Below are 13,088 nucleotides of genomic sequence, written 5' to 3'. Positions count from 1 at the left end.
ATTGTAGCTCGAAATAAGGCGAATCAATTGGGGGGCGGAATGATGAAAGAATACGATATCAAGGCGCAGGAAAGTCAAGTGCTTACTAAAGTTATATGTAATTGCTGTGGCAAGGAGATACCCCAAATCAGAGAGGGGATATGGGAGGAATATTTCCATGCTGAAAAATCATGGGGATATTTATCACAACAAGATGGAAGACAGGATTCCTTTGATTTATGCCAAGATTGCTATGAAAAAATGATTAAAAGCTTTCAAATGAAAGTGCACTAAACAGGGAGAAATCCCTGTACATATTCCAACCCCTTGCCCCGTAGGGGGCTTTTTTTATTGAGGAAATTGTATGAAGTAGGATTCGTGTTTATGGAGCAGGTCTCATTATTATGATTGTTATAGATGGGGTATGAGCTTTTCTTTAATTTTAAATAAGCTGGTAAAGAAAAAAGGCTTTTAAGTTTTTTAGGACTTTGAAGCCTTTTATTTTTATAGATTTGAAAGAATAGGAAATAGATAAAGCAGTAAACGCTGACAGGGGAATTATTCCTCTGCCATGCGATATCCAATACCAACCTCGGTAAAAATATATTCAGGGGCAGCAGGGTTTTTTTCGAGCTTTCTTCTGATGTTTGCCATATTTACCCTTAAAATCTGATTGTCTTTTACGGCATATGGCCCCCAAAGCTCAGTAATAATGGCGTCATAAGTCAAAACGCGACCGGCACTTTTTGCCAGTAATGAAACTATTTTATATTCAATTTGAGTCAAATGAACTTCGCTTCCATCAATGATAACCAGCCTTTTTTGAAAATCAATTTTTAGATTTTTCACTGAAAAAAGATGTTCTGATGCACCTGAATGGTTGCTGGTGTTGTGGCGGATTGCGGTGCGGATGCGTGCCAATAGCTCAGAGGTGCCAAAAGGTTTTACAATATAATCATCTGCACCAATATCCAAAGCTTCAACTTTATCCGCTTCATCGCTGCGGGCAGATACAACGATGACAGGTGTAGAGCTCCACGTTCTAAGCTCTTTTAAAATAGTGATTCCGTCTATATCAGGCAGACCCAAATCCAATATAATTAAATCAGGACAGTGGGATGGAATCATGGATAAGGCTTCTTTCCCTTTTTTCGCACAAATCACGCTGTAGTTATTGGCTTTTAGTGTCATTTCCATAAAATTGCTGATAGGTTCTTCATCCTCAACAATTAGTATTTTTGATTTCACTGTCATATCATGATTCTCCTTTCATGGGCAATGCGAATGTAAAGACAGCCCCTCCGCAGGGTTGGTTTTCTGCAAATATTCTGCCATTGTGGGCAAGAATAATGGTCTTACAAAGGGAAAGGCCAATTCCTAATCCTCGATTTGAATCTACGGAGGCGTTGCCGTTATCTCCTTCAAAAATTGTGGATATTCTTGCAGGATCAATGCCTTTTCCATAATCTGTAATGGTAAAAATAATCTCTTTATTTTCTTGAAATACCTTGAGTGCAATAGGTAGGACAGTTTGGGCATGCCGTATGGCATTTTCCAATAAATTAATCAAAACCTGCTCTATTAGAGTGGCATCCATAGGTACAATCAACATTTCTTGGGGAACTGAAACATATATGGACGCGTCTGGGAATCTTTTATGAACTCTGGCAATGGCTTCAGCAACGATTTCTTCCACCACTTCATCCTGCTTCTTGACTTTTGCGCCTTCGCTGCTAATTTTTGTAATAGAAAGCAGATTTTCAACCATATGAATCAGCCATTGGGCATCATGATGAATATCATGAAGTAAACGATCGAAGGTTTCTTCAGTTATCTTATCTTTATTTTCAAGTAAAGTTGAGCTGGCACCAATAATACAAGTGAGGGGCGTGCGAAGATCGTGAGACACAGCCCTTAAAAGATTGCTTCGCATTTTTTCTTTTTCTTTTTCCAATAAGATTTGCTGTGCTTTTTCTTCTATGGCCTGTCTTTCTATGGCCAAAATAGTTTGAAAAACCATAATACTTGAAAATTTATAGACATCCATTAAAACATTATCAGGGTTTTCAAACAGAAGTCCGATTACTCCATACACCCTATTTTCCACGGAAATGGGGATATAGGTTCCTTTGCAGTTATGAGCCTCTGACTCAAGGGTAACGCCGGAAATCTTATTTGTTGTAAAAGCGATTTTTGCTACTTGTAATTCCAATGGACTGTTTAAGATAAGTTCATCATTATTTTGAATAGCTTTTAGCAATTTAATTTCTGGTTCTGTGGGATCTCCAAAATAACCGATTACACTACATTGATTTGACTGTGAGAAAAAGTCGACGGTAATCTCCAAAATTTTAGTCAGTGTATTGGCGGAGAGTAGTGCATTGCTCATTTTTGTCAGATTTTCAGAGCGATTTTCTCTCATTGCGGAAAGTACGGCAGCTTTTTTTACCCTTGTCGTTAATGCACTGACTAAAACTGACATCAACAAGAGTAAGGCAAAGGTAATGGGGTAACCTGACATGGAAAAATTCAACGCAAAGAAAGGATAGGTAAAGAAAAAATTAACCGCAATAACCCCGCCAATTGAGGATAGCAAACCCCAAATATAACCGCTGGTGATCACAGAGGTAATAGCAACGCCGAACATATAGACCCCAAAAATATTATCACTGATTACATTCATTTCTACAACGCATAGTGCAAAGGAAGTTGCAATCAGAAAGACCAATATGGTTTTAAATAAATCAAATAAAATAATATCCGGGGATAATTTAATCATCTTTAATTGATGCAAATAATCTCTCATAGTATACCTCGCTAAAAATGAATAACAACTATATTATACACTCCTTTTCGGACAAGAGGAAATGTTTTTTCATATTTCTTGTGAGCGTCATTGCAAAGCACAAGATTGTTTGTTATAATTGAAAACAAATTTTATCATAAAAGGAGCATTATACAAATGAAAATTCCATTTGTTTCATTAGAACAGGCAAAAAAAATCATTGATCAGTATCCAACGCCTTTCCATCTTTATGATGAAAAAGGAATTCGTGAAAATGCCCGCATGGTAAACCGTGCGTTTTCTTGGAATAAAGGCTTCCGAGAATATTTTGCTGTAAAAGCAACACCCACTCCAGGCATTTTGCAAATTTTAAAAGAAGAAGGCTGCGGAGTGGATTGCTCCTCTTTTACAGAGCTTATGATTGGGGAAGCATTAGGTTTTTCCGGGGATGAAATTATGTTTTCTTCCAACATGACTCCTGCTGAAGATTTTGTTTTAGCAAATAAATTAGGTGCAATTATCAACTTTGATGATTTTACCCATATTGCATTTTTTGAGAAATTGGCAAAAATTCCTGAAACTGTTTGTTGCAGATTCAATCCCGGTGGTCTTTTCCAGGTTTCCAATGATATTATGGACAACCCCGGAGATGCAAAATACGGTATGACCAAGGATCAGATTAAGGATGCCTTTCGCATTCTAAAAGAGAAGGGTGCAAAACACTTTGGTATTCACTCATTTTTGGCCAGCAGTACAAGCTCTAATACCTATTATCCCATGTTAGCCAAGATTTTATTTGAGTTAGCAGTAGAACTGAAAAAAGAATTAGATGTTCATATTGCATTCATCAATCTCTCTGGTGGTGTTGGGGTACCTTATCATGCTGAAGATGCGGCATGTGATATTATGGCAATTGGTGAAGGCGTGAAGCAGGTATACGAAGAGGTTTTGCAACGTGAGGGAATGGACGACGTAGCCATTTTTACAGAGATGGGAAGGTTTATGCTGGCGCCTTACGGAAGCCTTTTGGCAACTGCTATTCATGAGAAGCATATTTATAAAGAGTATATTGGCCTAGATGCTTGTGCCGCAAACCTGATGCGTCCTGCACTGTATGGTGCTTATCACCACATTACCGTATTAGGCAAAGAAGATAAGGCTTGCGACCATATTTATGATGTTGTGGGTGGTCTTTGCGAAAACAATGATAAATTTGCCATTGACCGCATGCTTCCAGAGATAGAAATTGGAGATATCATTTATATTCACGATACCGGTGCCCATGGTCATGCAATGGGATACAATTACAATGGGAAATTACGTTCTGCTGAACTTCTATTGAAGGAAAACGGAGAAATTGGTTTGCTGCGTCGTGCAGAGACTCCAGAGGATTATTTCGCCACCTTTGATTTTACAAAGCTATTTTCAAAATAAATGTGAAATAAGATTTATGCCTATTTTGACAAACATAGTAAGTGACTTTGACCTATTGGTTTAAAACAAGAAAGCCCATTGCTTTATTTGAAAGATATTTCAGATATTGAAATATGGGCTTTTCTATTATTTTGGCTGACAAATAAAAATAATGTTTGCCGATTTACAATAAATCTAGCTTGCATAATTAAATGAAATAATAAAAATAACGGCGTTTGCCGTTATTTTTATTATCACAAATGAATTTGTTTATTTCAAATGAGTGTGCATATATTCGTCTCTGATTTCTTGTGGAACTAAGCTTCCGCCTGTTGCCCAAGGGACATGAATTGCATTTTTCATTTTAGGAAGCAATCCCATTTTCTCTACATAATCCTTTGTTGAAGGATATTTCATTAACTGAATAGGACCCCAGAAGGAGGCGCAGGCTGATGGTTCCAGAAAGATATCCTCTGTGTTCACAATATCACGCATTAAGTCATAAATATGATAATCTTCAAGGGTGAAAATGCCTGATAATAGGTGGGTCATAACACCGCCTACAAATCCTGAAGCTCGTCCCACTGCAAGACCATCTGCATGGGTTTGACCGGTAAGACCAAAATCTTGCACGCTTACTTTATTTTGCATGCCTGATGCCATACCTACCAGCATGCAGGGCGCCTGTGTTGGTTCTTCATAAAAGACGTGAACGTTATCGCCGAAAATTTGTTTTAGGCCGAAGGTTACGCCTCCCGGTGCACCGCCAACACCACAGGGGATGTATACGAAAAGGGGATGCTCCTCATCGATTACAATGCCTTGTGCATCGAACTGGGCTTTGATGCGTTTTGCCGCAACGGCATAACCAAGAAAAAGAGTTACAGAGTTTTCATCGTCAACAAAATAGCTTGTGGGGTCTGCATCAGAGTTTTTACGACCAACTTCAACGGCTTTACTGTAATCATCATCATATTCAATGACTTCAGCACCACGTTTGCGAAGCAAATCTTTTTTCCATTGCTTTGCATCAGCAGACATATGAACAATTACGTGGAATCCAAGAACGGCACTCATGATACCGATACTCATACCCAGGTTTCCTGTGGAACCAACTTGAATTTTGAATTGGCTGAAGAATTTTTTAAATCCATCAGAAGCAAAGATGCTATAGTCATCTTCTTCTTTTAGCATACCATGTTCCAAAGCCAAATCCTCCGCATGCTTCAATACCTCATAAATCCCGCCTCTTGCCTTTACTGAGCCGGAGATAGCCAGATGACTGTCTTGCTTGAGGAAGAGCCTGCCGGGTATTGTTGTTTTGTATTCCCCCTCTAGTTGAGCTTTCATTTTTCTAATCTCTGTCAAAGGAGATTCAATAAGTCCCTTTTCCCCAGCTGTTTCGGGGAAGGATTTTAAAATAAATGGGGCAAATCGAGCTAACCGTGCCTCTGCATCATCAATATCTTTTAAGGAAATATCAATTTTTGATAAGGCGCTTTGTGCAGTTTCCAAATTTTCATTTACCCAGACCACTTCTTTTCCATTGCTCACCTTTTTTAAAAGGTCTTTGCAATGAATTTGATTCCAAAGTTCTTGATTCATACACATTTCCCTCCATGATATTGATTATACTGATGTTTTCCATTTTTCTCTAGTAATCGTATCACATTGTATGATGATGCGCAAGAGAAACCATTCATGCAATATATAGGCTTTTTTTGATTTTTTACGCTATATATTGACATACCGTTTCGTTATCGTGTATGCTAAATCATATTGTTTTTCTAGGAGGAAATAGGGCGTGGAAAAGATAAGACAGTTGGTTTCTGCAATCATTGCAGGTATGTTAATTGGTATCGGAGGTACAGTTTTTTTATCGATAGAAAATCCTATTTTGGGAAGCTTCTTCTTTGCCATAGGATTGTATTCTATCATCTGTTTTCAACTGCAACTCTTTACGGGAAGGATTGGCTATCTCATTTTCCAAAAGCCTGTGTATTTTATTGAACTCGGTATAACTTGGATTGGGAATCTGATAGGTACATACTTGTTGGCATGGATGGTTCAGCATACAAGACTATATGCGACTATTTCTCAAAGGGTTCAAGGAATTGCCGCAATCAAACTGGGGGATAATTTTATGAGTATCTTTCTTTTGGCAATTTTATGCGGTATGTTAATGTTTATTGCGATTGATGCATATCGGAATATAGAAGGCTCAACATTGAAGGCATTGGCAATTTTTATTCCTGTTATGGTGTTTATTTTAAGTGGCTTTGAGCACGTGATTGCAAATATGTTTTATTTCAGTTTGTCCAAAGCTTGGGATGGACATTGTTTTGTGGCAATTCTTGTTATGACCTTGGGAAACAGTGTGGGGGGATTAATCCTTCCTGTTTATATGAAGCTGTTTTGTATCCGATAAAATGAATATAAATAATTATCTTTGTAAGGAGCTTTTATGAAGGATTCTAAGGATATTGTAAAGGAATTGATACAATGGTATAAGGAAAATGCAAGGGATTTGCCTTGGCGAAGAACGAAAAATCCTTATCATATATGGTTATCTGAAATTATGTTACAGCAAACCCGTGTGGAAGCGGTGAAGCCTTACTTTCAGCGATTTTTGCAGACATGCCCTACCATTGAGGCTTTGGCAAATACCGAAGAGGATACCCTTCTGAAATTATGGGAGGGCCTAGGCTACTACAGTAGGGTAAGAAATCTGCAAAAAGCGGCAAAAACGGTAGTAGATGAATATGGAGGCGCTTTGCCACAGGATTATCATGCTTTGCGAAAGCTAAAGGGCATTGGCCCATATACTGCAGGTGCCATTGCATCCATTGCGTTTTCATTGCCCTATGCGGCGGTGGATGGCAATGTATTGCGGGTGATGTCACGCTTGACGGCTGATGAAAGGGATATTACCTTAGCATCCACCAAAGGAGCTTGGGAGGAAGAACTTTCTTCGATGATGCCCACTGGCGATGAGGGGAATTTTACCCAAGGATTAATGGAGCTTGGGGCAACAGTTTGCTTGCCGAATGGAAATCCCAAATGTGAAATTTGCCCTGTGAGGAAATATTGTCAGGCTTACAGAAAAAATGCTGTATTGCAATTTCCTGTGAAAAGCCCCAAAAAAGAAAGGACTAAGGAATATTTGTCGGTGTTTTTTTTGGTGCATAGAAAAAAAATAGCTTTACAAAAGAGAGATGGAAAAGGACTCCTGTCAGGGCTTTGGCAGTTGCCAAATTGTAATCAGGAGAAAGCCTTACCAGTGGCATTAAGTGAGTGGGGTATTCTATCTGGCAATATAAAAGATATGAAGGCGCAAAAACATATTTTTACCCATATCGAATGGCACATGAGTTGTTATTTTGTTGAGGTGGAGAATGAAAATAAAGACTTTCTGTGGTTATCAAAAGAAACAGTAGAAAACGAGTATGCTTTGCCTTCGGCATTTAAAAAAATTTGGCAAGAGGGTTGCAGTCTTCTGGAGGATTAATATGAATCTATTACAATCAATTTGGGCTTATCGGCCGTATACTATGGAAGAGGAAAAAGAAAAACAGGTAATATTGGAATTTTTAGAAAAAAGCGGTGACCAGATTCTCTTTCGAACCTCCCATTTCGCCCATGCAACAGCAACAGCCATGGTTTTTAATGATAAAAAGGACAAAGTGCTGATGATTAAACATAATATTTTTGATACATGGGCATGCGTAGGCGGTCATGCTGATGGGGAAGGAAATTTATTGTCGGTTGCACTAAAGGAATTGCAAGAAGAAACAGGTGTCATAGCTGCCGTTCCTCATTCAAAGGATATACTCTCCTTGGATATTCTTTCGGTTACGGCGCATTATAAAAGGGGAGAATATGTCCCAAACCACTTGCATATTAATGCAACCTTTGCCTTCATTGCAGATGAAAGAGTTAGTCTAAGAATAAAAGAAGATGAAAATTCCGATGTGGCATGGATACCTGTTAAGGAAATAGAAAGTCATTGTAAAGAGAAGGAATTTGTAAAGGTGTACAAAAAAATCATCGAAAAAATTATTTATTGATAATTATTATCAGTTGATTTTTTCTAATATCTTTAGTAAAATAGTATAGGAAGCTCATCACAAAACTAATTTTAGAACTTCCTTATGGTATCCAAAAGAAGTTAAGCTTTGGTTGCATAAAAAAACAGTGTCTATTAATGGCATAAGATAAAATATTGACCTGATAAAATACTTTGGGTTAGAATTGAGTGAAAACATATGGGTGACAATGAATTTGTAAGAGTAGCTACGAAAGCAGATGCAAAGGATTTTTATCGCCTTTGGCAATTATGTTTTGGGGATAGCGATGCCTTTTGCAATTGGCTTTTTCATAACAGATTTTATCCGGAATATTCCGTTTGTTTGGAAAAAGAAGGTGAAATTTTAAGTGCGATGCAAGGAGTACCCTATACCATTCGTGTTCGAGGAAAGGATTTAACGGGAGCCATGCTTTGCGGTGTATCCACCCACCCCGACCATAGAAAAAAGGGTTATATGCATAAAATTTTTACCCATGAGATGAATTTACTGAATCAAAAAGGTGTAACCCTAGTGGTGCATACCCCAGCCACATTGGAGAGTTATTTTGCATATGGACATTATCCCGTGGCGGATGCTGTATATATTCAAGGCAATAAACCCATTGAGGTGGGTGGAGAGATATCTTTCCTTGACAAAGCACAATGGAGAGAGTTATACCCTTTGTATGAAAAAAATATTTGGAGGCGTTACAGCGGGGCAGTGAAACGCACAGAGGTAGAATTTTTACGCAAGTGCGACGATTATGCTTCAGATGGCGGAATCTGCATTGTTTTAAGAAATGCAGCAATAGAAGGTTATGCCTTTGTCTACTCATTGGAAAACGAAGTGATATGTCCTGAAGCTGTGGCGAACCACGGATGCTATGATGCTTTGTTAAAAGAAATTTTTGTTTTTGCAAAGAGTCGGCAAGTTTCTGTGAAACTACCTCCTGATGTGGAAGTTTCTTCTGAGTGGGATAAAAATGTTTATCCAAAAGGAGTAGCCGGTGTTTCAAATATTGGTGAAGTTCTAAAAGAATTAGAAATAAACTGTCCCTTTGCGGTTGATATTTTTGATCCCATTATTGTAGAAAACAATGGTATTTTTACCTTTAAAGGAACAAAAACCGATGATGATCCCGCGATGAAAGTGGAGGCAGGTCAATTTTTGCGTGTTTTGATGGGCTATACATCTTTAGATGAAATTCGCCCTTTTGTCACAATATTGAATCAGGATGGATATGATTCTATTAGACAGGTTTTACCGAAATGTAAATGTTATATCATTGATGAATATTAAAATTGGAGGCAATTGTATGCCAGGAGTACAATGTTTATGTAAAAATCAAAAAAAAGAAGAGATTGTAAATAATATTGAAATAAAGACATCAAGTGTGTCTTTTCAGTTTTATCCAATCACATTGGATAAAAAGCAGCTAATTGAGAGCTATACGAAGCCTTGGGGAGCAGAATGTTCTGACCTTTCCTTTACAAATATGTTTATTTGGGGTACTGATGGTAAAATGGAATATGCGGAAAAAGACAATGTGCTTTATATTAAGCTGGATTTCAAACGAGTTCCCATTTATTTCTGGGCACCCATCCCCAAATATGGTGAAAATGTTAATTATCGTAAGGCAGTTTATGATGCCATTGAGTATATGAAAAAAGTTGGAGTTGAGCCAACAATTCGCTCTGTCTCTTCACCCTTTTACGAAATGATGCAGAAGGCCTGTCCCGAGCTGTTTATTCAACCCACGGATATTGCATGGGACTATGTGTATGAACGAGAGAAACTGGAGACGTTGTCAGGCAAGAAGCTCCACGCGAAAAGAAACCATGTCAATAAATTCCTTTCCTTATACCCTGACTATGAGTATAGAAAGCTGGAAACTTCTATGATAGAGGACTGCATTGCTCTTTATGACCAATGGAAAGAGGAGAAAGAGGAAATCAGTGCAGAGTTAAAAGAAGAAAGAAAATCTGTACTTTTGGCTTTGAATCATATGGAGGAACTAGGTCTGGTGGGAGGCGCAATTTTTATCGAGAATAAACTTGTAGCCTTTACACTAGGGGAAAGATTGCAGCCCCATTTACAATTAGTGCATATTGAAAAAGCAGATGCCTCTTTTGAGGGAATCTATCCAATGATTAATCAGCAATATGTGAAAAATGAATGCACGGAAGTAGAGTTAATTAACCGTGAAGAAGATATGGGTATTGAAGGAATGCGTAAAGCAAAGCGTGCATATCATCCAGTTAAAATGATTGAAAAATATATGTTCAGCCCTCGTGATCTTTCTCAAGTAAAGGGAATTTGGGGCTGGGAGGAATAAATTTTTTTGGTCTAAATAAAAATTGCTGATTGAGAAGTTATACAAAAATTTTATCATAGAAAAGTCCATTTGTTTTGTTTGCAAATGGGCTTTTTTGTTTCGCAAAATTACAAATAATAAGTGAGTGATAATGATTTAGTGGTCTAATTATGAAAGGTGAATGTCCTATTTCTATTTCTTTTGTCATAGGATAAATGGAGGGGGCGAGAAAAAATGAGTTTGATTGAGGCAATAAAACAATTGATTTTAGAATTGGGTGCAGGAGGAATTTTTGTTGCGACAGCATTAGAATATGGTTGCTTTCCTGTTTCCAGCGAAATTTTACTGCCTTTTATTGGTTATGTCATTGCCATAAATGGCTATAGCCTTTTTCATACCATATTGATTGCAACAATAGGGGGCATGTTTGGGACAACATTCTGTTATTTAATTGGAAGAATTGGTGGAAAAATGGTTGATAAACTGGCGGGAAGATTTGAAACCATTGCCTTGGGGGTAGGAAAAGCCCAGAGTATTTTTGAAAAGTATGGAAAGGAATCTGTTTTTTTTGCCAGATTATTTCCCATTGCACGCACATATATTTCTTTTCCGGCGGGACTGGCAAAAATGTCTGCCTTACCTTTTTTAGTATATACTTTTTTTGGCGTTATAATATGGAACACGGCTTTGATTAGTGCGGGATACTTTTTGGGCAGCCATTGGGAAATTTGCATGGCTTTTTTAAAGGCGTACCAATGGCAGTTATCAGGAGGTATTGCTTTTCTAGTTATTCTCTTTATTGTATTGAGAAATGCTTCGAGAAAGAAGAACCATTAAAGTTAGGTGGCCTTATATTCCCAACGGCTGTTGACATAGTTATTTATGTATCATTGAAAGCTTAAACAAAGCGATCTTTATCCTTTCGGAAAAGACCGCTTTTCTTATTCATAAACTATCAATTCAATCTGAGGACAACAGGAGCTACAATTCCTTTGATCTTGACTCCTCTGATTTTTATATCTTGATAAAAATCAATTTTTGATTATTTTATCCATAGAAGGGCGGATGTTTTTAACACGACTCTGCAAATCACTAATCTAGCTGTAGCGGCATATTATTCAGAAAGATTTTTCAAGGCATTTTCTGCATTGGTAAGTTGATTAGAATCAGGATATTCGGATATAACCTTTTGATAGTAGGCTTTTGCTTGCTCCAAATCCTCATCTTTTTCAGCTATTTTTGCTAAATAGAAGTATGCGTCATCAATAAAATTTTCATCGGAAGCATATTTTAATGCACTTTCCAAACTTGCTTTTGCCTCAGCATATTTGTTGCTTAAAAACTCGCTTTTACCTTTGGTATAGAGGCTGTCTGCGGCCTTTGGATAAACGGTTGCTTTAACGGAATTATATTTTGCAATATCTTCATCGCTAAAGCCTATGGTATCAATACGATCCAATGTGGCTACACAGGTTTCAAAATCGTTATCGGTCATTTGAGATAATGCGGTTTGCAATAATTCAAGATTAGCCTGTTTTGTTTCTTCACTGCGTAGGCGTTTATTTTCATTTCGCAAGGTCTCAAGCTCTGTTCTCATAGCCAAAACTTCGCCGGGTGTCATTTTGGTTTCCCCGGCATAGTTGTCCACTTTTGTTTGCAAATCTACAATTAATTTATCCTTTGCTTCATTCATAGCAGGCATCATTAAAACAAGAATTGCAATCGCCGCACAGACGATACCAAGAAGAAAGGAAATAATATCTCTTTTTTCTAAGATACCGATTTGTTTTTCCTTACGCTTGTATCTGGGCATAGGAGGAGCACTATCTGTTTTTTTCAGTGAGACAGTTTTTTGCGAGGAATCCTCTTTGCTTTCTGCGGAGCGAGGAGTCTTTTTGCGCAGACCACTGGTTCCGCCACTATTGATAACGTTATCGTATTTCAAAGCTTTAGGATTTTTCTTATCCTTTTTCAAAACAATATCAATAAAGTGCTGAGCCCGTTTGTAGTTATTTTCTTCAATGCAACAAAGGGTAAGCAAATTATAAGCATCAATAAAGTCTGGGTTACTGTCAACTGCTTTTTTTAATTGAATAATCGCCATATCGTCGCTGCCATGGTTCAGGTACAGAAGAGCTTGGTTGTACATACGAACAGCATCGTTATATTTTTCCATTTCCCGCCCATTTTTCTGTAGAAAGTCCATATATCCAACGGCGGGATTATTATCTTTTACCATAGAAGTACTGATAATCCAATGTTTTAATGCATCGGCAATTCTGCCGGTTTCACAATAAATCAGCCCCAAAAGGTTTCGGGCTTGCATATTGCTTTTATCAAAAAGAAGGCTTTGCTCCAGCTTTTCAGCAGCACCTGAAAGATCCATCTCCCTTGCAGCTTCCAAGGCTTCATTATATAAACGAATAGAGAGCTTCTGGGTTTTTAGAAAAACAAAGGTGTCAATCCCGCATTTTGGGCAAAGGTAGCCTTCGGAAAAATCAAATCCACAATTTGGACATCTCATTTTTAT

At 37.8% G+C, this 13,088-nt stretch carries 12 protein-coding genes; 8 read left to right on the top strand and 4 right to left on the bottom strand.

Going from position 1 to position 13,088, the window contains the following annotated elements:
• Positions 1 to 42: 42 nt before the first annotated feature.
• Positions 43 to 273: a hypothetical protein gene (locus tag CPRO_RS10685; RefSeq protein WP_066051550.1), complete on the top strand. Its 231-nt coding sequence runs from the start codon at positions 43 to 45 to the stop codon at positions 271 to 273.
• Between the two features lie 264 nt (positions 274 to 537).
• Here the strand turns inward: CPRO_RS10685 and CPRO_RS10680 are convergent, their stop codons facing one another.
• Both CPRO_RS10680 and CPRO_RS10675 read right to left on the bottom strand, forming a co-directional pair.
• Positions 538 to 1,233 carry a response regulator gene (locus CPRO_RS10680; protein ID WP_066051548.1) on the bottom strand — a complete coding sequence of 232 codons (696 nt, stop codon included), beginning with the start codon at positions 1,231 to 1,233 and terminating at the stop codon, positions 538 to 540.
• A gap of 1 nt (position 1,234) precedes the next feature.
• Complete coding sequence (locus CPRO_RS10675) at positions 1,235 to 2,785, bottom strand: ATP-binding protein (RefSeq protein WP_066051545.1); 1,551 nt, start codon at positions 2,783 to 2,785, stop codon at positions 1,235 to 1,237.
• Between the two features lie 156 nt (positions 2,786 to 2,941).
• On the opposite strand from CPRO_RS10675, the gene CPRO_RS10670 reads away from it, so the two are divergent.
• Entirely contained in the window at positions 2,942 to 4,198 is a 1,257-nt protein-coding gene (locus tag CPRO_RS10670) for a diaminopimelate decarboxylase (protein WP_066051542.1), read from the top strand.
• A gap of 249 nt (positions 4,199 to 4,447) precedes the next feature.
• Here CPRO_RS10670 and dsdA read toward each other — a convergent pair whose 3' ends face one another.
• Positions 4,448 to 5,782 (bottom strand): D-serine ammonia-lyase, encoded by a 1,335-nt coding sequence (dsdA, locus tag CPRO_RS10665; protein ID WP_066051540.1) that lies wholly within the window; start codon positions 5,780 to 5,782, stop codon positions 4,448 to 4,450.
• A 199-nt stretch (positions 5,783 to 5,981) separates the two neighbouring features.
• Here dsdA and CPRO_RS10660 point away from each other — a divergent pair, with 199 nt between their 5' ends.
• From CPRO_RS10660 to CPRO_RS10635, 6 genes are all read left to right on the top strand, one after another.
• Entirely contained in the window at positions 5,982 to 6,605 is a 624-nt protein-coding gene (locus CPRO_RS10660) for a formate/nitrite transporter family protein (protein WP_066051537.1), read from the top strand.
• A gap of 36 nt (positions 6,606 to 6,641) precedes the next feature.
• On the top strand, positions 6,642 to 7,685 hold the full coding sequence (mutY, locus tag CPRO_RS10655) for an A/G-specific adenine glycosylase (protein WP_066051533.1): 1,044 nt from the start codon (positions 6,642 to 6,644) through the stop codon (positions 7,683 to 7,685).
• A 1-nt stretch (position 7,686) separates the two neighbouring features.
• On the top strand, positions 7,687 to 8,244 hold the full coding sequence (locus CPRO_RS10650; protein WP_066051529.1) for an NUDIX hydrolase: 558 nt from the start codon (positions 7,687 to 7,689) through the stop codon (positions 8,242 to 8,244).
• A 198-nt stretch (positions 8,245 to 8,442) separates the two neighbouring features.
• Positions 8,443 to 9,543: a GNAT family N-acetyltransferase gene (locus CPRO_RS10645; RefSeq protein ID WP_066051527.1), complete on the top strand. Its 1,101-nt coding sequence runs from the start codon at positions 8,443 to 8,445 to the stop codon at positions 9,541 to 9,543.
• A gap of 16 nt (positions 9,544 to 9,559) precedes the next feature.
• On the top strand, positions 9,560 to 10,579 hold the full coding sequence (locus CPRO_RS10640) for a DUF2156 domain-containing protein (RefSeq protein ID WP_066051524.1): 1,020 nt from the start codon (positions 9,560 to 9,562) through the stop codon (positions 10,577 to 10,579).
• A 213-nt stretch (positions 10,580 to 10,792) separates the two neighbouring features.
• A complete protein-coding gene (locus CPRO_RS10635; RefSeq protein WP_066051521.1) occupies positions 10,793 to 11,395 on the top strand; it encodes a DedA family protein in 603 nt (200 codons plus the stop codon).
• Positions 11,396 to 11,672: 277 nt separating this feature from the next.
• Here the strand turns inward: CPRO_RS10635 and CPRO_RS10630 are convergent, their stop codons facing one another.
• On the bottom strand, positions 11,673 to 13,082 hold the full coding sequence (locus tag CPRO_RS10630) for a tetratricopeptide repeat protein (RefSeq protein ID WP_066051518.1): 1,410 nt from the start codon (positions 13,080 to 13,082) through the stop codon (positions 11,673 to 11,675).
• Positions 13,083 to 13,088: the final 6 nt, after the last annotated feature.

This window comes from Anaerotignum propionicum DSM 1682 (genome assembly GCF_001561955.1).
In the GTDB taxonomy this organism is placed as follows: domain Bacteria; phylum Bacillota; class Clostridia; order Lachnospirales; family Anaerotignaceae; genus Chakrabartyella; species Chakrabartyella propionicum.
Note: the sequence above shows the minus strand (reverse complement) of the source record. Positions and strands in the feature narration are given on the sequence as shown.

Bases quoted from the DNA above. Each gene is read 5' to 3' on its own strand.
- CPRO_RS10630 (WP_066051518.1), bottom strand. From the start codon at position 13,082: ATGAGATGTCCAAATTGTGGATTTGATTTTTCCGAAGGCTACCTTTGC.
- CPRO_RS10670 (WP_066051542.1), top strand. From the start codon at position 2,942: ATGAAAATTCCATTTGTTTCATTAGAACAGGCAAAAAAAATCATTGAT.
- CPRO_RS10680 (WP_066051548.1), bottom strand. From the start codon at position 1,233: ATGACAGTGAAATCAAAAATACTAATTGTTGAGGATGAAGAACCTATC.
- CPRO_RS10675 (WP_066051545.1), bottom strand. From the start codon at position 2,785: ATGAGAGATTATTTGCATCAATTAAAGATGATTAAATTATCCCCGGAT.
- CPRO_RS10635 (WP_066051521.1), top strand. From the start codon at position 10,793: ATGAGTTTGATTGAGGCAATAAAACAATTGATTTTAGAATTGGGTGCA.
- CPRO_RS10640 (WP_066051524.1), top strand. From the start codon at position 9,560: ATGCCAGGAGTACAATGTTTATGTAAAAATCAAAAAAAAGAAGAGATT.
- CPRO_RS10645 (WP_066051527.1), top strand. From the start codon at position 8,443: ATGGGTGACAATGAATTTGTAAGAGTAGCTACGAAAGCAGATGCAAAG.
- CPRO_RS10685 (WP_066051550.1), top strand. From the start codon at position 43: ATGAAAGAATACGATATCAAGGCGCAGGAAAGTCAAGTGCTTACTAAA.
- dsdA (WP_066051540.1), bottom strand. From the start codon at position 5,782: ATGAATCAAGAACTTTGGAATCAAATTCATTGCAAAGACCTTTTAAAA.
- mutY (WP_066051533.1), top strand. From the start codon at position 6,642: ATGAAGGATTCTAAGGATATTGTAAAGGAATTGATACAATGGTATAAG.
- CPRO_RS10650 (WP_066051529.1), top strand. From the start codon at position 7,687: ATGAATCTATTACAATCAATTTGGGCTTATCGGCCGTATACTATGGAA.